The organism is Chryseobacterium sp. RLHN22 (genome assembly GCF_051011795.1).
In the GTDB taxonomy this organism is placed as follows: domain Bacteria; phylum Bacteroidota; class Bacteroidia; order Flavobacteriales; family Weeksellaceae; genus Chryseobacterium; species Chryseobacterium zhengzhouense.
The window spans coordinates 33373-58421 of record NZ_JBPCHW010000018.1; the positions used below are offsets into that span (position 1 = coordinate 33373).

A 25049-nucleotide genomic window follows, 5' to 3' on the forward strand; every position below is an offset into this window, starting at 1 on the left:
AAATAGTTTAAAATGTTAAATAGCAGAATACAAAATTTACTTCCTGTTTTGATTTTGATGCTTCTTGGCAACTTTAGTTTTTCTCAGCAAAGAATAAAAAATAAAAGTCTGCCAAGTCCTTCAGGTCAATCTATGAAGGCAGGGGCATTTATAGATGTTAATACAGCAACTTACCCTGAATCTGCTTACAGTATAACTCAGCTTGTAAAAGATGTTCTTATCGCAGGTGGTTCCACCTGTTCAACTGCAAATGTTTCGAATGTTGTAGTATCTCCGAATCTTTCGGCAAGCGAGCAAAACAGAAGTTGGGGTTTTTTTAATAAGGGTACTACAAATTTTCCATTTGCAAAAGGTATTGTTTTATCAACGGGGTATGCCAGAAAATCTGGTAATTCATTAATATCGGGACAACTAAGCGATCAGCTTTCAGTACAGGGAGATGCAGATCTTGCTGCGGCGCTTGGAATTTCCAACAACCTTTTAAAAGACGCAAGTTATATTGAGTTTGATTTCGTCCCAACGGCAACTGAAGTGAAATTTAGATATCTATTTGCATCAGAAGAATATTTCAGTGATTTCCCATGCAATTTTACTGATGGTTTTGCATTATTATTAAAGCCAAATACTCCTGGTTCTACTTATACAAATTTAGCCGTTTTACCGGGCACAGCTGGTGCTGTGAGCGTAAAAAATATTCGTCCGGGAATAGAATTTGATGGTTCTCCATTAAGTTGTGGTGCACTCAATGCATCTTATTTTGGAGGTTACAATACATCAAGCATAGAAACGAATTTCAGCGGAAGAACTATTCCAATGACTGCGCAGGCTACAGTAGTTCCTGGTCAGTCTTATCATTTTAAAATGGTCTTGGCAGATTTCCAGGATTACCAATATGACTCCGGAGTTTTTTTAGAGGCCGGTTCATTTGATATCGGGGTCCAGATTTTAGGACCGGGTGGAGTACAGTTACCAGCATCGATTAATGTTTGTGATAATGCACCACAGACTTTAACTGCATCCACACAGATTCCCAATGCTACTTATGTATGGTATCTAAATAATAATGTTATTCCGGGAGCAACCGGAGCATCTTATGTTGCAACACAGCCGGGTATTTATAAGGTTGAAGTTACTATACCGGGAAATTCTTGTCCGGGATCAGCAACGGTTACAATTGTTGGAGGAACTTCACCAACGGTTCAAAACGCAACGCTTACCAGCTGTTACGGACCTGGAAATGTAAATTTTAATCTGACAGCAGCAGAATCAGCGATCAGTACTACCCCAGGAGTTACATTTTCATATTATGTAAATCAGGCAGATGCAAATGCAGGAAATACAAGCACAATTGCAGCACCTACTACATTTTCAAGCGCCGGAGGACAAACAATATATGTTTTGGTTAAAAATGGATTTTGTTCAAAAGTTGCCGAGCTGCAATTAGTTAAAGCGCCTCAAATAACGGCAACCATTGCAACGCCCACAACATTAACTTGTACAAATTCTCAAATTACACTAGATGCCTCTGCTTCGGTTTATCCTGCAGGATCAACATTCGCATGGACAACAACCGGCGGAAATATCGTCTCCGGCGCAAATACATTGAATCCTGTAGTGAATGCTGCAGGAACCTATACTTTGACAATTTCAAATAGCTTTCAGCCAGGAAATGTTTCGTGTACAGGCGCGTCAACAGTTACTGTTGCAGGTAACAGTGCGCATCCAACCACAGGTTTAACAGCGAGCAAAATATTAATATGTGCCGGAGAATCTGTTACTCTTACAGCTTCCGGTGGAGCAACTTATAATTGGACAGGTCTTACAGGAACGGGTAACACCCAAACGGTAACGCCTGCTACAACAACTACATACTCTGTTACAGCAGTTGGAGCAAACGGATGTGTATCTACGAATCCGGCAACGATCACCATAGAAGTTTCGCAACCGATAACGGTACAAAATGCGACCCTTCTAAAATGTTATCAGCAAGGAAACATCATTTACGATCTTACAGCGGCTCAAACTCAGATAACGACAGCTCCTTCTGCCACTTTTGCTTATTATATTAATCAGGCAGATGCAAACGCAGGCAATACCAGCACGATTGCAGCTCCGACAACATTTCCAAGTGGCGGAAACCAGACAATTTATGTACTCGTTAAAAACGGAGGTTGCTCTTATGTGGTTTCTTTACAATTATTGGCTACGGCACCAACTGATTTAACAATTGCTGCGCCTCAGACCATAACCTGTACAGTACCTCAGTTTACTCTGAATGCATCAGCGTCAACAGTTCCTGCAGGATCAACAATACAATGGACAACAACTGGCGGAAATATTGTTTCCGGAGCTAATTCATTAAATCCTGTAGTTAATGCAGGCGGTACTTATACATTGACCGTAACTAATATTACACAACCTGGAAATCTTACCTGTACTTTTACAGCAAATGTTACTGTTGTAGAAGATAAGGCTCTTCCTGTAACTACATTAGCAACTTCTGTCGGACAAATCTGTCCTGGAGAGTCGGTTACCCTTACTGCATCGGGAGGAGTTACATATAACTGGTCAACTTTACCAGGAAACGGAAATACACAGGTTGTTTCGCCTGCAACTACTACTGTTTATTCGGTAACTGCTGTCGGAGCAAACGGATGTGTTTCTGCAACACCGGCAACAATTACAGTTATTGTAGGACCACCTACAGCTACATTATCAGCTTCTAAAATAAAAATTTGTGCTGGTGAGCCTGTTACTTTAACGGCTGGCGGAGGCTTTACTTATAATTGGGTTGGTCTTACAGGAAATGGAAATACACAGATAGTAACGCCAAATACTACAACGACTTATCAGGTATTTGCTTTAGGAGGAAATGGTTGTGTTTCTACAACTCCGGCAACTGTTACGATTGAAGTGGTTCCTGCAATTACTTCGACATTAGCAGATGTGTATGCCTGCGCAGGCGATCCTGCTACATTGGACGCAGGTGCAGGACCTGGTTATACCTATAATTGGAGTACTGGCGAAACAACACAAACAATTACCACCAGTGTTCCCGGCTCATACTCTGTGACAATCAGTAACGGAACTTGCTCTAAGCTATTTACGGCTCAGATTATAAATCCTGATTTGCCGCAGTTCACAAATGTTGTTTTTGAGAACAGTAATAATTCGCTCACCATTACAGCTACAAATCCGGCAGGAGGAGTTTTAGAATATTCTATTGACGGGGGAGTAACGTGGCAGGCTTCTAATATATTCTACAATACACTTAAAAACACAAATTATAATCTGGTGGTAAGAGCCCAAGGAGCAAAATGTGCTACTTCTCTACAGTATTTTACTTTTGTTTTAAATAATGCTATTACACCTAATAATGACGGCTTAAATGATTTTATAGACTTTTCTGGAATCAGCAGTTACAGAAACTTTGCAGCATCAATTTTCGACAGGTATGGTGCAGAATTATTTAAAGCAAGTAAAGACAATACTATGTGGAACGGCTCTCTGAAAGGTATCAATCTCCCTACTGCAAGCTATTGGTATCGTGTACAATGGGAAAATCCTGCAAGTAAAAAACTTGAATTGAGATCCGGGTGGATATTGTTAAAAAACAGAGAATAATTACAACCATAAAAATCTTTAAAGCTTTTCAATTTTGAAAAGCTTTATTTTTTTTGTTAAAAAGATTAGAGTTATTTAGATAATATACATAAAAAACATAAATTTGTTGAAACAAAATTTATTATGAATCGACAAATACTGCTTTTTTCACTGTTTCTATTAACTTTATTTAATTACTCATATTCTCAGACTAAAAGACCTCTCGCAAAAAAAAATATTCCAATCAATGCAAAAGCAGGTGATTATATCGATGTAAATGTTCCTCCTTATCCGGCAAGTAATTATACACCAACTCAATTGGTCACAGATGTATTGGTTGGAACTTCCGGTTCTTGCGGAACTCCTAATATTTCGAATGTTACAATTACCCCCAATCAATCTGTTACAGATACGGATAGATTTTGGGGATATTTTAATAAATCTACTTCAGGATTTCCTTTTGATGAAGGTATTGTTTTGACCACAGGGTATGCAAGAGAAGCAGGAAATACTGCAATTGGTGATGTCTTAATGGGAAGCACAGGTACGATGTCTGATCCTGATCTGGTTGCAGCAATCGGTACGACACAGCAGCTTTATGATGCTGTTGTTTTGGAATTTGATTTCGTTCCGACAAGTACACAGATGAAGTTCAATTATATATTTGCTTCAGAAGAATATACAGGGGGATATCCGTGTTCCAATTATGATGATGCATTTGCGCTATTGTTAAAGCCTAATGTTGCAGGAGCTACCTATACAAACTTAGCGGTTTTACCTGGTGGTGCAGGACCTGTTTCTGCGACCAATATTGTTCCACAGGACCCACTTTTTTCTTGTGGACCTATTAATGCACAATATTTTGGTTCTTTACCTCCAAACCAGGTTAACTATTATGGGAGAACAATACCTTTAACGGCAGAAGCAACGGTAATTCCTGGACAGAGTTATCATATTAAAATGGTATTGGCAGATGCAAGAGATGGTAGTTATGATTCAGCTGTATTCTTGGAAGCTGGTTCTTTTGATATCGGTGTAAACTTACAGGACCCTTCCGGTGCTGTTTTACCCGCAGAAATCAATGTGTGTGATAATGTTCCACAGGTGATTACAGCTTCTACAAGTGGCCCTAATTTGGTGTATCAATGGTATTACAATGGTACGGCAATACCTGGAGCAACAACCAACACAATTACAGCAATTCAGCCGGGAGATTATAAAATTGAAGTCAGTATTCCTGGAAATCCTTGTCCGGGATCAGCAAGCATAAAAATTAATGGAGGAACAACACCTGAAGCTCATAACGGAACTTATTTACTATGTGCCACGCCCGATGTGACCACTTTCAACTTAAATGCTACAAAGCCGGCCTTAAGTAATGATGCGCTGACCGCGACGTTTCATTTTTATGAAAGCCAGGCAGATGCTTTAGCACAAAATAATAATTATATTTCCAATATATACAGCTATAATGGTACAGACGGGCAAATTTTATATGTTGTAGTTTCAAATGGTGGTTTCTGTAGCAGATTGGTGGAACTTACTCTGCATAAAGAACAGACTCCTGTCGCTGATCTTACTGCTTCACAGTTCAGAATCTGTGCGGGAGAATCGGTTACGCTTACAGCTTCCGGTGGTGTAACTTATGAATGGGGAAATTTTGGAGGAAACGGAAATACTCAAACCGTTACTTTATATCAGTCCGCTGATTTCGAAGTATATGCAGTCGGAACGAAAGGATGTAGATCTTCACAACCTGCAAAAGTAAGAATCGAAGTAATTCCTGCCATTACTTCGCCTTTGTTGGATGTTGAAATGTGTATTGGTGACAGTATCGTTTTAGATGCCGGTGCGGGAACTAACTACACTTATCTTTGGAATACGGGAGCTGAAACACAGACTATTGTGGCAAATGAGCTGGGAATTTACAGTGTTGTAATTGACAATGGTGTTTGTCAGGACGAATTTCAGGTAAAAGTGCAGGCTGCAGCTTTGCCATATTTCACGAATTTGAGTTATGATGACAATCATTCTTTAACAGTAACCGCACATAACCCGACCATTAATAATTTACCTCAAACCCTTGAGTATTCTGTTGATGGAGTTGTTTGGCAAGAATCAAACATCTTCACAGGATTATTAGATAATACAAATTATACTTTGCATGTGAGAATTAAAGGAACGAGCTGTAGCAATTCAATAGAATTCTTTACCCTGAAGATTAATAACGTCATTACTCCGAATAATGATGGGGTGAATGATGTTTTAGATCTTACTTCGTTAGGAAGCTTCAAAAACTTTACAGGTTCTATCTATGACAGGTATGGTGTTGAAGTGTTTAGATTCTCAAAAGAAACACCGGTTTGGAACGGAACTGTAGGTGGAAAAAGATTGCCAACTGCAACGTATTGGTATAAATTCAATTTTGAATATAACAAATCTAAAACTCAGATGAGCAGATCGGGTTGGATTATGTTGAAAAACAGAGAATAATTTAATTTTAATATTAATAAAAAATGCCTTTCAGATCTGAAGGGCATTTTTTGTTTATTGATTTTCTTTCCAAACCTGGGTAAACGAAATGAAATCTGTTACACTAAGTTCTTCGGCTCTTTTATCTAAAAATTCATGAGTTTTCAAAGCCTCAGGAATATTTAAAATTTTTAAAGCGTTCGAAAGTTTTTTTCTTCTTTGGTTAAAACCTGCTTTTACAATCTGCTTAAAAAGAATTTCATTTCCGGCCAGACCTTCTTTGGGGTTTCTTGTTAGTCGTATAACGCCCGATTTTACCTTCGGAGGCGGATTAAAAACATTTTCATGTACTGTGAAAAGATATTTTACATCATAGTATGCCTGAATCAGAACAGACAGAATTCCGTAATCTTTTGTTCTGGGAACTGCAGCAGTTCTTTCTGCAACTTCTTTCTGGAACATCCCTACCATTTCAGGAATCTGCTCATAATGATCAACAATTTTAAATAAAATCTGTGAAGAAATATTATAAGGGAAATTACCGATAATTGCGATTTGTTCATTTTCTAAACCTGCAAAATCATGCTTTAGAAAGTCTCCTACAAAAGTTTCTTCTGTTATTTTGCCATAGTTTTGTTTCAGATATTCAATCGATTCAGTATCAATTTCGGCAAGAAATAATTTTTGTTCTTTTTCAATTAAATATTTGGTAAGAACACCCATTCCGGGACCTACTTCAAGTACGTTTCCGTAGTTTTCAAAGCTTAATCCTTCTACTATTTTCCGGGCGATATTTTCATCGGTCAGAAAGTGTTGACCGAGATGTTTTTTTGCTTTTACACTCAATGTTTTTTATGATTTTGTTAACAATGATTTTCTCTAATTCGTCCCAAATTTCGGAAGATTTTTTCTATTTTAGCCAAAAATTTTAATATTAATGGCTAAATCTGTAGATGAGTTTAATAAGAAAAGGCTTCGGTCCAGCAATATTACAGTCGTAGTAAGTATCGCTTTAGTATTGTTTTTGCTGGGATTGATGGGGCTTATTTTGATCAATGCACAAAAATATTCAGACTATTTGAAAGAGCAGCTTGTAGTAAATGCTTATTTTGATGAAAACTACGATATTAAAGATTCAGCTAAAATAGCAAAGCAGGAAGCGGTTGCCGTTGAGGTTATTAAGGGAATGGAGTCGGTAAAACGTACAACTTACATTTCAAAAAAGCAGGCTTCGCAGGAAGCTAAAAAAAGTTTGGGCATCAACAGTGAAGCACTTTTTGAAGAAGATATTTTTCCCGCTTCTGTAGAAATTGCTCTGAAACCTCAGTACACAGACTCTACAAAAATAGGTGCTGTTTTAAAAGAAATCAAAGCAGTTCCGGGAATCGTGGATGTAAAAAACGACTCAGATTCTCAGAAAATATATGATAACCTGAATAAAATTTTAAAATGGATCTTGGCATTCTGTATTTTATTCTTAATTCTGGCTATTGTATTGATTAACAACTCAATTCGATTGAAGGTTTTCTCTAAGCGATTCATTATCAAAACCATGCAGTTGGTTGGTGCAAAAAGAAGATTTATTCTTACACCATTTATTAAAGAAGCTCTTATTTTGGGACTTCTGGGTGCAGTAATCGGTCTTTTGGCGCTTTTCGGAATCTGGTATTATTTTACAACGACCATTAAAACTCCTTTTGTACAAGACACCAATCAATATGTTTGGCTTGTTGTTTCAATTTTCGGAGTAGGGGTTTTCATCACAGTATTAAGTACAATCATTGCAACCTGGAGATTCTTAAGATCTAATGTTGACGATTTATACTATTCTTAAAAATGAGCAAAAAAACAAATAAATTTTCGGCATCAGATTATGGTAACGAAACAGAAGTTCCCAACGAAAATAGTTTTTATTTCGGGAAAGAGAATTTTAAATGGATGCTAATTGGTCTTGCCTGCATCATAGTCGGTTTTCTTCTGATGATGGGACCTGATGCTAACACGGTTGACGGAAAATTAGATCCAAACTCATGGAATGATGATATTTTTTCGATACGAAGAATCAGAATTGCTCCATTACTGGTTGTCATTGGTTTCGCAATTGAAGTGTACGCAATTTTAAAAAGAAAATAAATTTTATATAAATAAAGATTAACCAATAAAAGATTTGAATTTTAATTTGAATCTTTTACTGTTTTAAATCTTTTAATCAAACAAGAATGGATTTAATTAAAGCAATCATCATTGCCATTATCGAAGGACTTACAGAATATTTACCGATTTCATCAACTGCGCACATGGGGTTTACAGCCAATCTGATGGGGTTAAAGGAAGATGAGTTTCTAAAAATGTTTCAGGTTTCCATACAGTTTGGTGCGATCTTGTCGGTAGTTGTTGCCTATTGGAAGAAATTTTTTGATCTTAAAAATCTTCAGTTTTACTATAAACTGGCTTTTGCAGTAATTCCGGCTTTGGTTTTAGGATATATTTTTGATGATATGATTGAGGCGGTTTTAGGAAATCAGATTGCCATCTCATCGGTTTTGGTTTTGGGTGGAGTTGTGTTACTTTTTGCTGATAAATGGTTCAAAAATCCTGTGATCAATGACGAAAAAGACATTTCCATAAAAAAAGCGGTGACGATTGGTTTTTGGCAGTGTCTTGCGATGATGCCCGGAACGAGCAGAAGTGCGGCTTCAATCATTGGTGGGATGACGCAAGGTTTATCAAGAAAAGCGGCTGCAGAATTTTCTTTCTTCTTGGCAGTTCCTACGATGTTGGCGGTGACTGTTTATTCGGTTTTTGTGAAAACTTGGGGGAAAGACACTCCGAACGAAAGCAAAGGTTATGAAATGATTCTTGAATCTCAGGAGCATATCATGATTTTCGTTATTGGAAATATTGTGGCATTTATCACAGCTCTTATCGCAATCAAAGCATTCATCGGAGTTTTAAACAAATATGGTTTCAAACCTTGGGGATGGTATCGTATTTTTGTCGGTGTTGCGTTGCTGATTTATTTCTATTATTTTAAATAAAATTATTACTCATTACCAATTACATATTACTTATATTTATTTGGGCAGCAATTTCCGTCTTCCACTCCCGCTTTTTTACCTCCGCTTCGCTCCGGTAAAAAGAGCTCCGTTCAAGCCGGGCTGCAATGATGTCATAATAAGAAATTTCTTCTGAATTGAAATCTTGGAATATCACAAAACTCAAATCAGAAAACAAATCCAAAATCAAATTTCGAACTTCAAATTTCAAATCTCCACATGACCGCAGAAGAATTACAATCAGGACACATATTTTTATTAGACAAACCTTTGGATTGGACTTCTTTTCAGGCTGTCAATAAAATGAAATATAAACTAAAGCGTGAATTTAACCTCCCGAAAAAATTCAAAATCGGTCATGCCGGAACTTTAGATCCAAGAGCCACAGGGCTTTTAATTGTCTGCACAGGGAAATTCACAAAGAAAATCCCAGAAATTCAGGACGCACCAAAAGAATACTGGACAGAAATAAAAATCGGAGTTCAGACAGAATCTTACGACACTGAAAAGCCTGAAATTCTTCATCAGGATTTTTCAAATGTTACTGAAAGTGATATGCATAATGCTTTAGAGAAATTTTTAGGTGAAATCGAACAAAAACCACCTGTTTTTTCAGCCATTAAAATTGATGGCGAAAGAGCTTATAATTTAGCAAGAGCAGGTGAGGAGGTTGAAATGAAATCCAGAAAAACGATCATTCATTATATTAAAGATGTCGAGATCAACTTTCCTTTGATCAGCTTTATTGTTGGTTGTTCAAAAGGAACTTACATCAGAAGCTTAGCTCATGATATCGGACAGGAAATTGGTGTGGGTGCCTATCTTACACAGTTGCGGCGAACAAAAATTGGGGATTATAATGTGGAAGATGCAACAGATTTGTACTTGAACAATGATTTCAGATTTAATAAGGATTAATAAATGAGTTACATTCTTTAAGTAAAAAACAAAGAGTAGTACAATGGAAAAAACACGTATTAATAAATATTTATCAGAAGTTGGTTACTGCTCCAGAAGAGCGGCTGACAAACTTTTGGAAGAAGGACGAATAAAAATAAACGGTAAAATTCCTGAGCTTGGAACCAAAATTTCTGATGAAGATATCGTTGAAGTTGACGGAAAACCAATCCGAGATACTGAAGAAAAACCTGTTTATATTGCTTTTAATAAACCTGTTGGGATCGTCTGCACCACAGATACCAAACGTGAAAAAGATAACATTATAGATTTTATTAATCATCCGAAAAGAATTTTCCCGATTGGAAGATTAGACAAGCCCAGTGAAGGTTTAATCCTGCTCACAAGTGACGGAGACATTGTTAATAAAATTTTAAGAGCAAGAAATAACCACGAAAAGGAGTATTTGGTAAGGGTTGATAAACCCATCAATCCTAAATTTCTGGAGAAAATGAGAAATGGTGTACCGATTCTCGATACTGTTACAAAAAAATGTGAAGTTGAAAAGATTGATGATATGACATTCAGAATTGTTCTTACACAAGGCTTGAACAGACAGATCCGAAGAATGTGCGAGTATCTTGGTTATGAAGTTAAAAAGCTGAAAAGAATCAGAATAATGAATATTAAGCTGGATCTGCCAATAGGAAAGTGGAGAGATCTGACGGATGAGGAAATGAAAAATCTAAATTTTCTGCTTCAGGATTCCAATAAAACTGTTGATTAATATCTTCTAAAACTTAACTATAAAAAAAGCACAATATTGAAAGAATCAATATTGTGCTTTTTTTATAAAATTAATTTGGTTATTAATTAGATTGACGTATATTTGTATGGTAATCAGTTAGAATCTAAAAAGCTTTAAGTCAGATTATAAACACAAATATATTCAAGATGAAAAAATTATTTCTATTGATAGCAGCTTACAGTATGCTATTTTTAAATAACTACAAGGCTCAGGTAGGGATAGGTACGACTGCCATTGAAAATGATCTTTTATTAAAAGTATCGTCAGCAAATAAAGGAGTTCTGATACCTAATCTTACCATTCCCAATCTTAATGCTGCTAATCCCGTAGATTCTCCCTCATTTGGTTTACTGGCATACAACAATTATAATGGTAAAAAAGGATTTAACTTTTGGGATGGAAATAAGTGGAGTGAACTCGTAGATTCAAGAAATGTTTATTCTGTTTTAGGACTAACGATCTCTTACAGTACATCAAACTCTGCACCTATAAGTATTACAACACTTTCAGGAGCTTTAAATTATGGTGAAAACTCATTACCTGGTACAGTCTGGACTGAGGTTCCTGGTCTTTCAAAAGATATTACGATTACTCAGAGCAACAACAGCATTTTTGTTATTACCGAAGGTATGGTACAGGCTAACAATTCGCTTGCAAGCAGAGCCAATACTTTTACCTATGCTGTAGGAATTTTTGTTGACGGAAAACTGGCGGGTGTAAGAAACTATTCTACCAATTACGGTAAATCTTATCAGTATGATTTCTTTTCAATAAATACATTGCTTAAAGATTTAAGCTTAGGCACCCATACCATAAAAACGTATGTAACGATGAGGGTAAATAACTATACCAATGCTTCTTCGTGGAAATTTGGGGGACCTGCAGATACTTCTTCAGTAAATGCAGATATGTCTAAGATAAATATGTTTATTAAATTAACAGAAAAATCGTAAGAATTAAATATAAACACAAATGAAAAATTTATTTTTTAGTTTCCTATTAATATTATTTGGAAGTAAAACGTTTGCTCAAACTGGATCGGTTGGGATTGGAACAAATTCACCAGATGCATCTGCAGTATTAGATTTACTGTCTTCTAATAAAGGAATAATGATTCCCAAGGTTTCTCTCAATCCCGCTAATGTTTCAGATTTTAGCTTTATGGCTACTTCACCTACTGAGTCGCTTTTAATATACAACACGAACGCGGCATTTCCGGGTGGAAAAGGTATTTATTACTGGGATGGCGTGAGATGGAGTTATTACTTCAATTCTGCAAATATTAATCTTTTGCTGGGGATTACAAAATATTATTCAAAAATTTACAATTCCGGGATTAATACAAATGTTTATACTGCAGATGCTACTTCAGTCAATTCATTTGTGAGTGGGAGTGCATTATCTTCTCCATGGGTTGAGATTACTGATGGTTCATCTTTTAATTTTACAGTCGACAGACCTGTAAATAATATTGTGGTTACTTTTACAGGTATGCTTCAGCTTAATAATACATCAACAGCCGGAAGTGATTTAACTTATGGATTGGGAATATTTGTAGACGATAAACTTGTTTCATCTAAATCTGCAACAATGAATGTAGATAATACATGTGCTTTTCAGGAGTTCACTATTACTGGGTTAGGAGATAATCTTTCTGTAGGTAATCATACATTACGACTGGCCGTTATGAACAGATCAAGCACAACTACAGCAACTGTCTCTTATGGACAAAAGGCATCAGGATGTACCAATATTTCAAATGATGAAGCTAAAATAAGTGCTATTGTTTTAGTTAATCAACCTTTACCTTATTAATCTCGTAATCATGAAACAATCAATCAACATATTTATTTTAATAATGTTTCCAACGCTGTTTTTTGCGCAGGTTGTGATGACAGATAAAACTCAGGCAATTATAGATAATAGTGCTATTTTAAAGCTGGATTCAGATAAAAAAGGGGTTTTATACCCAAGAATTCCTTTAATTTCTAATACGGATGTTACATCCGTCCCGAATCCTCAAAACGGAAATATTGTTTTTAATACCAATACCTCTCCAACACTGCCACAGACAGTTACTTATTTTGATGATGGAAAATGGAATGCAGTCTACACTAAAGAACAAATAACTTCTAAACTTGATTTGGTAAGTGTAAGTTCTGTCTCTTCACCAGGCAGTATTGCTATTACTGGTTTTACTCCGGGTGCTATTTCTTTGGGAACAGGAACGTCTGGCTGGACTTCTTTAGGAATTACCGATACAAAAACATTTTCAAGAACAAAAAATTCTTTGGCATTTACTATTGAAGGTATGACTCAACTTGATAAAAGTACTAATCAGTTTTACGAATACGCAATAGGGGTTTTTGTAGATGATAAGTTGGTCGTAGTGAGAAAATACCATAAACAAGCAGAATCATTTACTTGTTCGTGGCATAAGTTTATTCTGAATGGAGTGGTAAATGATCTAAGCATAGGAAGTCATACAATAAAAGTGATGGCCAGAAATATCTCTTCAACAACAAACTCTTCTACACAACAAATTGTTTATGGAGGCGTTGCGAGATTTGAGAATGGAACTCCTTGCGATAATATGAGCAAATTTTTATCTAAAATTTCTCTAAGTACTACGGTAGTAGAATCTCTCAATTAGAGATTTTACATGATTTGTGTTTTTTTGTGAGGCTGCCTGAGGAGGCAGCCTCTTTTGCTTAACTAAAGGTTTGAAAATGAAAATAGTGTTGAGATAATAAACTTTATAATTTTATTGTTAAAACAAAAAAAAATCGTACTTTTGCAGTCACTTTTTGTGGGAAGGTTTGAAAAGGTAAATTATTATAAATTAATTACTTCCGTATTTTTTAAATCCACATTTATTCAAACCATTAAGAAAGAAGGAATACAAATTTTATTAGAAAATGTCAAAAGAGACAAATTCAGCAGAGGTTATTTTAAACCAAAACGTAGCACCAGAACAATTTGATTGGGATTCTTTCGAATCAGGTCTTGATGCAGATGCGAGAAAAGAAAAAAGCGATCTTGAAGAAATCTACAACGGATCTCTTAACAACCTAGACGATAATGACGTTTTAGTTGGAAAAGTTGTAAGATTAACTGACAAAGAAGCTATCGTAGACATCAACTTCAAATCTGAAGGTGTTATTTCTCTTAACGAATTCCGTTACAACCAAGGTCTTAAAGTAGGAGACGAGGTTGAAGTAATGGTTGACAGAAGAGAAGACAAAACAGGTCAGTTACAGTTATCTCACAGAAAAGCTAGAACGCTTAAAGCTTGGGATAAAGTAAATGAGCTACACGAAACTGGAGAAATCGTTAACGGTTTTGTGAAGTCTAGAACTAAAGGAGGTATGATCGTTGACGTACACGGAATCGAAGCATTCTTACCAGGTTCTCAAATTGACGTTAAGCCAATTAAAGATTACGATCAGTTCGTAGGTAAAACTATGGAGTTCAAAGTTGTGAAAATCAACCCTGAGTTCAAAAACGTAGTAGTATCTCACAAAGCATTGATCGAAGCAGATATCGAAGGTCAGAAAAAAGAAATCATCGCTCAGTTAGAAAAAGGACAAGTTCTTGAAGGTACTGTTAAGAATATTACTTCTTACGGTGTATTCATCGACCTTGGAGGTGTTGATGGATTGATCCACATTACAGACCTTTCTTGGTCTAGAGTGAACCACCCATCTGAAATCCTTGAGGACGGACAGACTGTAAAAGTTGTTATCCTTGACTTTGACGATGAGAAAACAAGAATCCAATTGGGTATGAAGCAATTAGAAGCTCACCCTTGGGATGCTCTTTCTGCTGACTTGAAAGTAGGTGACAAAGTAAAAGGAAAAGTAGTAGTTCTTGCTGACTATGGTGCATTCGTAGAAATCGCTCCAGGTGTAGAAGGATTAATCCACGTTTCTGAAATGTCTTGGTCTACTCACTTGAGATCTGCAGGTGACTTTGTAAAAGTAGGTGATGAGGTTGAAGCTGAAGTACTTACTTTAGACAGAGAAGACAGAAAAATTTCTTTGGGTATCAAGCAATTAAGCAAAGATCCATGGGAAAATATCGAAGCTAAGTATCCGGTAGGATCTAAGCATGTAGGAACTGTAAGAAACTTCACTAACTTTGGTGTATTCGTAGAGTTAGAAGAAGGTATCGACGGATTAATCTACATCTCTGATCTTTCTTGGACTAAGAAAATCAAGCACCCATCTGAGTTCTGTGCAGTTGGTGACAAATTAGATGTTGTAGTTCTTGAATTAGACATCCAAGCTAGAAGATTGTCTCTAGGTCACAAACAATTAACTGACAACCCTTGGGATGCATTCGAAACTAAATATGCTGAAGGAACTGTACACACAGGAACTGCTGTAGAAGTTCACGATAAAGGAGCTTCTGTACAATTCGAAGATGCTGAAGTTGAAGCATTCTGCCCATCAAGATTATTAGAGAAAGAAGACGGATCTAAAATCAAGAAAGGTGAAACTGCTGAGTTCAAAGTAATCGAATTCAATAAAGAATTCAAGAGAGTAGTTGTTTCTCACACAGGGATCTTCAGAGATGAGGAGAAAAAGAATGTGAAAGAATCTGCTTCTAGAAATGTAACTTCTTCAGGTAATGAAGAAAGATCAACTCTTGGAGATATCGATGCTTTAGCAGAATTGAAAAAGAAAATGGAAGGAGGTAAATAATCCGACTGACATTTTTTAAAATAGGAAGCCACTCGAAAGAGTGGTTTTTTTATTTTAATATTTAGATGTAGTCTGTTAGAATTTTCTATTTGATTTATTTTGTTAATAATGTGAAGGTATTATGTTTTCGTTAGGTTTTAATTGTACATTTGCGCCTTTAAAAGTAAAAATGAAAAAAGTAATTCTACCACTTTTTATTGCGGTTTTTGCAATAATACCATCAAAATCATTTGCTCAGACAAATGAAATACTTGTAAAAAAATATATTTCTCAAAATAAATCAAGAGAATATAAAAAATAAGATCTTAATCAATTTATTATTGAAAATGTGGATTATTCAAAATCATTAAATGGTGATGTATTGAAGATTCAGCGGACTTATAATGGTTTTCCGGTATATGGCGTAATTGCTACCACATTGATTAAGAATAATGATGTGGTATATTTTACAGATAATTTTATTAAAAACTATAACACTTCATCACCCACAACCGCTTCTTTAGATAAAAGAGCAGCCCTGGATAAAATTGCAGCAGATCTTGGTAAGAATGAAATATCAGATCTTCCTTTATTAGATTTCTTTCAAAAAGGAGAGAATAAGCATATTGCTGCCAAGCAAAGATTAGTGTATGCAATCGATGAAGATGAAAATCTAAAACTGGCTTATGAATTTCTGGTTCATGAACCAAAAACTTCTAATCACTGGAATTACGTTATTGATGCAAATTCGGGAAAAGTAATTCATAAATTAAACCTGAACTTATCATGTAATTTTCATGAAGGAGCTTACTCGCACGAGTCACAAGTTTTAGCTTTGCCACAAAACAAAGACTATTATCCTGTTGTAAACAATAAAAATTTACTTCTTAGTGCAGATAATGCTTCCTATAATGTTTTTCCATTGCCAATAGAAGCTCCTACATTTGGATCTCGAAGTTTGGTTACAAATCCGTGGATTCCTTCTTCTTCACCTGAAGGATGGCATTCTAACGGAACGACTCATTATACAATTACGAGAGGAAACAATGTGTATGCGTATGACGATAAAGATGATGATGAAACAACTTTTGGAAGTTCTCCGGATGGTGGTGCACTACGTAATTTTGATTTCCCGTACAGTGCGACAGCCAAAGCAGTTAATAATTTATCTGCATCTACAACCAACTTGTTTTATATAAGCAATATGGTGCATGATGTATTCTATAAATTTGGCTTTACTGAATCTGCTAAAAACTTCCAAAGCAACAATTTTGGTAATGGTGGACTGGATGATGATGAGGTTTTTGCACAGTCACAAGACGGAGGAGGTTATAACAATGCTAATTTTGCTCCATATCCGGATAATTATAACCCGATTATGCAGATGTATCTTTGGTTAGGATCAAATAAAGTTTTGTTTTACAATGCGCCTGTTGATGCTGTTAACCGTACTGTAATTGGCGGCCAAGCTCAGTTTGGTCCTAGCCTGAATGATATAGGGATTACAGGGGATGTAAAATTTGCCAGTAATATTAATGGCTGTACTGCATTTCCGGCAGGAGAATTTGCAGGTAAAATTGGTTTGATCGAAAGAGGTGGAGGAGCGAACTGTACTTTTTCGGTTAAAGTAAAAAATGCGCAAAACGCAGGAGCAATCGGTGTTATTATTTATAATGATGCCGCAAATGGCTCTAGCTTACTAAATATGGGTGGAACGGACACTACAATCACGATCCCTTCTATTCTTATTACAAATAATGAAGGAGAATATATTAAGACGAAATTATCATCAAATATTCCGGTGAACGTCGATCTGAGATTGGATGCAAAATACGACGGAAGTTTCGATAATGGTATCGTTACACATGAGTATGGTCACGGAATTTCAAACCGATTAACAGGAACAGGGTATAATTGCTTGAACGCAGGTGCAAGTAGAGAACAGATGGGAGAGGGCTGGTCAGATTTCTTTGCGCTTATGCTGACAAACAAGCCGGGAGATAATGCTTCGGTACCAAGAGGAATGGGAACTTATCCTATAGGTCAGTCTATAACCGGAGGAGGAATCAAACCTGCAAAATATTCGCCGGATTTTACCATTAACGATTATACGTATACCGACACCAATGGGATGGAATACAACAACGGTTCTGCAATAGTTCCGGATGTACACTCAATTGGCTTTGTATGGGCGACAATGCTTTGGGATCTGAATTGGGAATATGTAGCAAAGTATGGCTATGCTTCAGATGTAACTGCAAATACAGCGAGCGGAAGTGCAAGAGTTTTACAATTGGTAACTGATGCTTTGAAATTACAGGCTTGTAACCCAACTTTTGTTGATGGCAGAAATGCTATTTTGGCGGCTGAATTGGCAAAAACAAACGGGACAGACCGATGCATGATCTGGAGAAGTTTTGCAAAAAGAGGTTTGGGGATTAATGCTTCTGCTGGGCTTAAAACCAATATCAATGATCAGGTGCAGGATTTTACAGTTCCTGCAGATTGTCTGCTTTCTACATCTGAGACAAATACTGTGAAAAATGTTGGAATTTCAATCTACCCAAATCCTGCAAAGAACGAATTTTATATTAACTTCCCGAGCAATACTTTAGGAAAAGTAAATGTGGAGATTTATGATATGTCAGGAAAACTGGTGTCTTCAGAAAGCAAGGTCTCACCGGAATCTAAAAAAGCAATTTCTACAGATAAATTAATCAACGGAACTTATCTTGTGAAAGTAAAAGGTTTAGGAATTGACACAACCTCTAAAGTAATTATCAGTAAATAAACTTTTTTTAATTATTAATAATGAAAGCTGTTTTAAATTTAAGGCAGCTTTTTTTATCTTAAAAAAAGAATATTTTACATAAAATCTCTTAATTTTATAAAGTTAATACGATAATTATGATCAGAAACTCTATTTTAAATATAAAAATTAAAAAAGGTCGGTTTTTACCTATTCTGTTTGCTTTTTTGCCATTATCTCTATCTTCTCAGGAGTACAAAAGAGTTTTACAGAATTATATTTCAAAAAAGTTTGCGCAGAGTTTTGAGAAATCTGATCTCAGAGATTTTGAAATTGATAATGTTGACAAATCTCAATCGTTAAATGGAGATATTGTAAAAATTCAGCAGAAATTTAAAGGTTATCCCGTTTATAATGCTGTCGGAACGGCTTTGATTAAAGACAGTAAAATTCTTTATTATTCAGACTCATTTATTAAAAATTATAATTCGGCAACATCTGAAGCTACAATAAATAAGGAAAAAGCACTTAAAAATATTGCTTTAGCCCTAAATAAAAATGAAATTGCTGATTTTCAGATTTTAGAAAGTGCATCAGATGAAACCGAAAATAAAAATTCTGTTAAACAAAGACTGGTTTTTATTGAAGTAAATTCAGATTTGAAACTTGCATACGAATTTTCTTTCCGGGAACCCGGTTCTTCAAACTATTGGAATATTTTAGTAGATGCTAATTCAGGTAAAATTATTTCAAAAGAAAATTTAAATCTAACCTGTAACTTCCATTCTGACGCTTATTCAAATGGCTCAAGTGATATTTTAAACTTTCAGAATATTCAGAAGAATTCTTTAAAATTAGCCGATAACGCGAGTTACAATGTTTTTCCTTTACCAATTGAAGCACCAACTTTTGGAAGCCGCTCTATTGTTTCAAACCCATGGATTTTAGCTTCTTCTCCTGAAGGATGGCATTCAACAGGAAATACAAGTTATACCATTACAAGAGGAAATAATGTATATGCTTATGAAGATACCGCAGATAAAAATTTGCCGGGCTTTTCCCCGGATGGTGGTGTAAACAGGAATTTTGATTTCCCTTTTTCAATAAACGGAACTCCGTCTTTTAATCGAAGTGCTGCAATTACGAATCTATTTTATATCAATAACAAAGTACATGATATATTCTACAAATTCGGATTTACGGAATCTGCCAGAAACTTTCAGCAAAATAATTTTGGAAAAGGTGGAGTCGGAAACGATTATGTTTTAGCAGAAGCTCAGGATGGAGGTGGTTTAAACAACGCCAATTTCACAACACCTTCCGATGGAAACAAACCTTTGATGCAAATGTATCTTTGGTCAACAGTAAACAGGTATTTCTTTTATAATACACCCATTGCTGCAATACCAAGAGTTCCACAGGCGAATCCGGCCCAATTTGGTCCACAACTGAATGGAACAGGAGTTACAGGAGATATAGTTTTAGCTTCTGTAATTGACGCTTGCTCCGCTTTGCCTTCAGGTTCTTTAGCAGGAAAAATAGGATTGATTGAAAGAGGAGGCGGAACAAACTGTACATTTGCTTTAAAAGTGAAAAACGCACAAAATGCAGGAGCAATTGCCGCAATTATTTACAATAATCCTACAGCTACAAACTTTCCTTCTTCAATGGGCGGAACAGATACTACGATTACAATTCCGTCAGTATTAATTACAAATGATGAAGGTGAATTTATCAAAATCCAGCTCAATAATTCATTAACAGTAAATGTAACTTTAAAAAGTGATCCCGCAACAGCAGTTACACCTGATGGAAGTTTCGATAATGGAATTATTACCCATGAATATGGACATGGAATTTCAAACCGGTTAACAGGAAACGGCTACACTTGTCTTTTAAAATCGGCAAGTAAAGAGCAAATGGGAGAAGGATGGTCAGATTTTTTTGCTTTGATGCTAACCAATCAACCCGACGCCACCGCAAATGTCCCAAGAAGTATTGGTAGTTATGCGAGTGGGCAAAACACAAACGGAGTGGGATTCAGGCCAGCAAAATATTCTGCGGATTTTTCTATCAATGATTATACTTACGGAGATACAAACGGAATGGAAATCGAGGAAGATGGCGAAATTGTTCCCGATGTACACAGAATCGGATTTGTTTGGGCTTCAATGCTTTGGGATCTTCATTGGCAATATGCAGCAAAATATGGTTATTCATCAGACGTTATTTCTAGCGTAAACAGCGGTAGTGCAAGAGTTTTGCAGTTGGTAACCGATGCTTTGAAATTACAGGCTTGTAATCCTACATTTATAGATGGGCGTAATGCTATTTTGTCTGCCGAAATGTTGACTACAAAAGGAGAAGACCGTTGTATGATCTGGAAAACCTTTGCAAGAAGAGGTTTAGGTTTAAACGCTTTACCGGGAAATAAAATGAACATCAACGATCAGGTGGAAGACTTTTCTATTCCTAAAGACTGTACCGACGGAAACTCAAATGCTCAACCGGATAGAAGTTCAATATCAATTTATCCGATTCCTGCAAAAGACGAATTTTTTATTTATTTAAAAGATTTTGCTATTGGAAATCTTCATCTGCAGATTTATGATATGTCCGGAAAATTAGTACTTTCAGAAAACATGTCATCACAGGATTCAAGAATTCCGGTTTCTACCAAAGACTTTGAAAATGGCACTTATGTTGTAAAATTGCAAGGGATCGGGATTAATTCAAGTACAAAAATTATTGTAAAGAAATAGATTTTAAATCCTATCAATACAATCACTTCAGAGTCTTCTGAAGTGATTTTTGTTATTATATACATGTCTGGTTTTTAAAATAATATATCGTAACTTTGCCGGCCGCGAAAAAAATTATGAAGAAGAAAAATATTTTTAAAGGAGTATTATTTGTTGGCCTTGGTGCAAGTATTTACGGAATGCTTGCTACCTTCGTTAAAATGTCATACAAAGACGGTTTTACAACTTCGGAAGTTACAACCTCCCAGTTTGTGCTTGGTTTGGTGGGGCTTTTAGTTTTAAATTTCATTCAGACGATTACCTCAAAAAAAAGGTTGTCATCGCCAAGCCGTAAAGAATTCAGAATGCTTTTATTGGCAGGAACTTCTTTGGGATGTACAAGTTTATTTTATTACATTGCCGTTCAATATATTGCTGTCTCTATTGCAATTGTATTGTTGATGCAGTCAGTTTGGTTCAGTGTTGTTGTTGAAAGTTTTATCACTAAAAAATTTCCGAATACCAAAAAAGTAATTGCCACTTTAGTTGTTTTGTTGGGAACAGTTTTGGCTACCAATCTTATTAATTTAGAAGTAACATTAGATGGGCACGGAATTTTTTGGGGATTAATGGCTGCGGCATCATTTACGATGACCATGTTTACATCCAACACTTTGGCAACCCATTTACCGGTTCTCAGAAAAAGTATCATTATGCTGACAGGAGGTTCGGTTATTGTTTTAACATTTCTCTTTTTTGCTCAGATCGGCCCGCTGTATTCTGATGGTCTTAAGTCTTTTTATTTAAATTTTACCGAAAATACCGAACATATAAGACCGTTTGATTATTCAATTTTTTGGTCATATGGCTTTATATTATCATTATTCGGAACTATTCTTCCTCCAATTTTGTTCAATCTAGGTTTTCCAAATACAGGTTTAGGCTTAGGAAGCATCATTTCATCTCTCGAACTTCCGGTTTCCGTAACGATGGCTTTTATTTTATTAAGCGAAAAAGTAATCCTTGTTCAATGGATTGGTATTGTCCTTATTTTAATGGCAATCGTTTTAATGAATTTACCTTCCAAAAAAGAAAAGCTGATTCCCGAACAAATTTCGTAAAGTTGATTGGATGTTGAATTATTCAGAGAAGTTTTATAAGTGAAACAGCTTTGTGCAACTTAAAACATTTAGATGGTAAAAAAACTTAGTGAGCTTTGGGTTTAAAACTTACTCACAGTAATCATAATTAAATTATAAATAACACTCAAAACCGTTTCTTTTGAAGCGGTTTTTTTAAATTTATATTTAAATTCAACTTTCATGAACCATTTCAAAAATATTCTCATAGGAATTTCATTAACAATTACTTCGTCTTTCGTTTTTTCTCAGGTTAAACCTCTGGATGCGGAACTTACAGACTACAAATATCCTTATGAAGTTCACTTTCTTAACTTTAAATCTCAGAATAACGATTTGAAAATGGCTTATATGGATGTACTGCCAAAAGCATCAAACGGAAAAACAATTTTGCTTCTTCATGGCAAAAATTTTAACGGAGCGTATTGGGGAAGAACAGCAAAAGATCTTTCCGAAAAAGGCTTTAGAGTGATCATTCCGGATCAGATCGGATTTGGAAAGTCTTCAAAACCGCAAAGCTACCAGTTTTCATTTTCTCAATTGGCAGATAATACAAAAGCTATTTTAGATGAACTGAAAATCGATAAAGCTATTGTTTTAGGACATTCAATGGGAGGTATGGTAGCAACTAGATTTACTTTGTTATATCCTGAAAGAGTTCAGAAGTTAATCCTTGAAAACCCAATCGGATTGGAAGATTATAAAACTTTTGCAGCGTATCAGACGATAGATCAGGCATATCAGTCGGAACTTAAAAATACGGCTGAAACCTATAAAAATTATCAGCTGAAATTCTATTATGATAATAAATGGAAAGCAGAATATCAACCATGGCTGGATTTAATTGCAGGTTGGACGTTACATCCTGATTATCCAAAAGTAGCCTGGGATGCGGCTTTAACTTCAGATATGATTTACAATCAACCGGTTTGCTATGAGTTTAAAAATATCAAAGTTTCAACCTTATTAATTATCGGAACAAGAGACAGAACAGCCATAGGGAAAGACAGAGCTCCGAAAGAATTACAATCAAAAATGGGCCAGTATCAGGAATTAGGAAAGAAAACCCAGCAGCAGATCGAGGGTTCAAAATTGGTTGAAATTGAAAATGTAGGTCATCTTCCGCATATAGAAGTGTATGACAAATTTTGGAATGCGTTGTATGGATTTATAAAGTGAGAAAGTCAATTTTAAAAGTAAAAGGTCAATCAATTGTTAATTTTAAGCATTTATAATTGACTATTCACTTACGAAGTAAAAATTCATGATTGACTTCTATAGATAACTAAAAAGTAAAAAGAGACTACTAAAAATTAGCAGTCTCTTTTTGTATGTATTGTTGTCTGAATTATTTCTTGTAAGGAACGTCTTTAATTCTAGCTTTTTTACCTCTAAGGTCTCTGAAGTAATAAATTCTAGATCTTCTAACTTTACCTCTTCTATCCACTTCAATTTTTTGTAAAGCTGGCATGTTGATAGGGAATACTCTCTCAACACCTACGTCTCCACTCATTTTTCTGATCGTGAAAGTTTTTGTAGAACCAGTACCTCTTAATTGGATAACTGTTCCTTTGAAGAACTGAGTTCTTGTTTTTTGTCCTTCTTTAATTTCGTAATACACAGTAATTGTATCACCTGCTTTGAATTCAGGGAATTCTTTTTTCGCAATGTACTTATCTTGTACGTACTTTAATAAATCCATTATTAATAAATAAAATGTTAAAGCTAAGCAACTTACACGGTTATCGTCAGAGGTTGAATAACAGGATGCAAAATTATAACTTTTTTATATAAAAACCAATACCTTACGTAATATTTTTTATAAAAATTTAAACATGAAAAACAGATAAGTTTTACTTAATTTCTTCATTACCTTAATGGTTAATAAAAAGTCTTTTGTTTTTAAATATTGCTTTATATGAACTTGTTTTCACGGTTTCACAAAAATGTTTAAATTTAGAACTGAAAATCTAATACTATAATAATGATAGATAAAAGAGTAAAAAATGCAAAAGAAGCGATTGAAGGAATTCAGGATGGAATGACGCTGATGTTGGGGGGATTTGGTCTTTGCGGAATTCCTGAAAATTCAATTAATGCATTGGTAGATAGTAACGTAAAGGATCTTACCTGTATTTCAAACAACGCTGGTGTTGATGATTTCGGATTAGGATTATTGCTTCATAAAAGACAAATAAAGAAGATGATTTCATCTTATGTAGGGGAAAATGCAGAATTTGAAAGACAGATGCTTTCCGGAGAATTAGAGGTAGAATTGACTCCTCAGGGAACTTTGGCGGAAAAATGCAGAGCTGCTCAGGCTGGAATTCCGGCTTTTTACACACCTGCAGGTTACGGAACTGAAGTGGCTGAAGGAAAAGAAGTAAAAGAGTTCAAAGGAAAACCACATATTTTAGAACATGCTTATGAAGCTGATTTTTCAATCGTAAAAGCCTGGAAAGGGGATCATGCTGGAAATTTGATTTTCAAAGGTTCAGCGAGAAACTTTAACCATCCCATGGCTGGAGCGGGGAAAATTACGATTGCAGAAGTGGAAGAGCTGGTAGAGCCGGGAGAATTGGATCCGAACCAAATCCACATTCCTGGAATTATGATCCAGAGAATTTTCCAGGGTGAAAAGTTTGAAAAAAGAATTGAACAGAGAACGGTAAGAAAAAGAGATTAATATTTTAGCTTATAATTCTAAAAATAAAATACCCCGAAGTCATTTTCGGGGTATTTTTTTATTGATACATGTCATTCTGAATATAAACTGAAAGTTTACGAACGAAGTTCAGAAGTGAAATGATGAATCTCTTAATGTTTTTAATCTAGATCTTAATGTTTCAAATTAACCATTAAGTTGTAGCTTAAGGTATTAAGATCATTAAGAGATTCT

Annotated in this window: 18 protein-coding genes and 1 pseudogene; 17 read left to right on the forward strand and 2 right to left on the reverse strand. The window is 35.5% G+C overall.

What is annotated here, in order from left to right; translation table 11 throughout:
* The first annotated feature begins 12 nt into the window (after window positions 1-12).
* Window positions 13-3624 (forward strand): choice-of-anchor L domain-containing protein, encoded by a 3612-nt coding sequence (locus ACR1PN_RS16085; RefSeq protein ID WP_433980851.1) that lies wholly within the window; start codon window positions 13-15, stop codon window positions 3622-3624.
* A gap of 123 nt (window positions 3625-3747) precedes the next feature.
* Window positions 3748-6096, forward strand: a complete 2349-nt coding sequence (locus ACR1PN_RS16090; RefSeq protein WP_433980852.1) for a choice-of-anchor L domain-containing protein — start codon at window positions 3748-3750, stop codon at window positions 6094-6096.
* Window positions 6097-6150: 54 nt separating this feature from the next.
* Here ACR1PN_RS16090 and rsmA read toward each other — a convergent pair whose 3' ends face one another.
* Entirely contained in the window at window positions 6151-6921 is a 771-nt protein-coding gene (rsmA, locus tag ACR1PN_RS16095; RefSeq protein ID WP_433980853.1) for a 16S rRNA (adenine(1518)-N(6)/adenine(1519)-N(6))-dimethyltransferase RsmA, read from the reverse strand.
* A gap of 91 nt (window positions 6922-7012) precedes the next feature.
* Here rsmA and ACR1PN_RS16100 point away from each other — a divergent pair, with 91 nt between their 5' ends.
* The 14 genes and pseudogenes from ACR1PN_RS16100 to ACR1PN_RS16165 all read left to right on the forward strand — a co-directional run bounded on the left by ACR1PN_RS16100 (window position 7013) and on the right by ACR1PN_RS16165 (window position 23329).
* On the forward strand, window positions 7013-7909 hold the full coding sequence (locus tag ACR1PN_RS16100) for a cell division protein FtsX (RefSeq protein ID WP_378181321.1): 897 nt from the start codon (window positions 7013-7015) through the stop codon (window positions 7907-7909).
* A gap of 2 nt (window positions 7910-7911) precedes the next feature.
* Window positions 7912-8208 (forward strand): DUF3098 domain-containing protein, encoded by a 297-nt coding sequence (locus ACR1PN_RS16105; RefSeq protein WP_378181324.1) that lies wholly within the window; start codon window positions 7912-7914, stop codon window positions 8206-8208.
* A gap of 86 nt (window positions 8209-8294) precedes the next feature.
* Window positions 8295-9113, forward strand: coding sequence for an undecaprenyl-diphosphate phosphatase (locus ACR1PN_RS16110; protein ID WP_433980854.1), 819 nt, complete (start codon window positions 8295-8297; stop codon window positions 9111-9113).
* A 237-nt stretch (window positions 9114-9350) separates the two neighbouring features.
* Complete coding sequence (gene truB, locus ACR1PN_RS16115) at window positions 9351-10049, forward strand: tRNA pseudouridine(55) synthase TruB (RefSeq protein WP_433980855.1); 699 nt, start codon at window positions 9351-9353, stop codon at window positions 10047-10049.
* Between the two features lie 43 nt (window positions 10050-10092).
* Entirely contained in the window at window positions 10093-10815 is a 723-nt protein-coding gene (gene rluF, locus ACR1PN_RS16120; RefSeq protein WP_433980856.1) for a 23S rRNA pseudouridine(2604) synthase RluF, read from the forward strand.
* A gap of 167 nt (window positions 10816-10982) precedes the next feature.
* Window positions 10983-11789 carry a hypothetical protein gene (locus tag ACR1PN_RS16125; RefSeq protein ID WP_433980857.1) on the forward strand — a complete coding sequence of 269 codons (807 nt, stop codon included), beginning with the start codon at window positions 10983-10985 and terminating at the stop codon, window positions 11787-11789.
* A gap of 19 nt (window positions 11790-11808) precedes the next feature.
* A complete protein-coding gene (locus tag ACR1PN_RS16130; protein WP_433980858.1) occupies window positions 11809-12651 on the forward strand; it encodes a hypothetical protein in 843 nt (280 codons plus the stop codon).
* A gap of 10 nt (window positions 12652-12661) precedes the next feature.
* Window positions 12662-13489 (forward strand): hypothetical protein, encoded by an 828-nt coding sequence (locus ACR1PN_RS16135; RefSeq protein ID WP_433980859.1) that lies wholly within the window; start codon window positions 12662-12664, stop codon window positions 13487-13489.
* Between the two features lie 265 nt (window positions 13490-13754).
* The gene (gene rpsA / locus ACR1PN_RS16140) at window positions 13755-15542 is read left to right on the forward strand and encodes a 30S ribosomal protein S1 (protein WP_433980860.1); all 1788 of its coding nucleotides are present in this window, start codon (window positions 13755-13757) and stop codon (window positions 15540-15542) included.
* Window positions 15543-15711: 169 nt separating this feature from the next.
* Window positions 15712-15843 carry a hypothetical protein gene (locus tag ACR1PN_RS16145; protein ID WP_433980861.1) on the forward strand — a complete coding sequence of 44 codons (132 nt, stop codon included), beginning with the start codon at window positions 15712-15714 and terminating at the stop codon, window positions 15841-15843.
* A 12-nt stretch (window positions 15844-15855) separates the two neighbouring features.
* A pseudogene (locus ACR1PN_RS16150) lies at window positions 15856-18312 on the forward strand (T9SS-dependent M36 family metallopeptidase); the annotation flags it as partial.
* 116 nt (window positions 18313-18428) lie between these two features.
* Window positions 18429-21032, forward strand: coding sequence for a T9SS-dependent M36 family metallopeptidase (locus ACR1PN_RS16155; protein ID WP_433980862.1), 2604 nt, complete (start codon window positions 18429-18431; stop codon window positions 21030-21032).
* Between the two features lie 116 nt (window positions 21033-21148).
* On the forward strand, window positions 21149-22132 hold the full coding sequence (locus ACR1PN_RS16160; protein ID WP_433980863.1) for an EamA family transporter: 984 nt from the start codon (window positions 21149-21151) through the stop codon (window positions 22130-22132).
* Between the two features lie 201 nt (window positions 22133-22333).
* Window positions 22334-23329, forward strand: a complete 996-nt coding sequence (locus tag ACR1PN_RS16165; protein ID WP_433980864.1) for an alpha/beta fold hydrolase — start codon at window positions 22334-22336, stop codon at window positions 23327-23329.
* 169 nt (window positions 23330-23498) lie between these two features.
* Here the strand turns inward: ACR1PN_RS16165 and rplS are convergent, their stop codons facing one another.
* Window positions 23499-23852, reverse strand: coding sequence for a 50S ribosomal protein L19 (gene rplS / locus ACR1PN_RS16170; RefSeq protein ID WP_089742977.1), 354 nt, complete (start codon window positions 23850-23852; stop codon window positions 23499-23501).
* 282 nt (window positions 23853-24134) lie between these two features.
* Between rplS and ACR1PN_RS16175 the strand changes: the two genes are divergently transcribed.
* Entirely contained in the window at window positions 24135-24836 is a 702-nt protein-coding gene (locus ACR1PN_RS16175) for a CoA transferase subunit A (protein WP_433980865.1), read from the forward strand.
* Window positions 24837-25049: the final 213 nt, after the last annotated feature.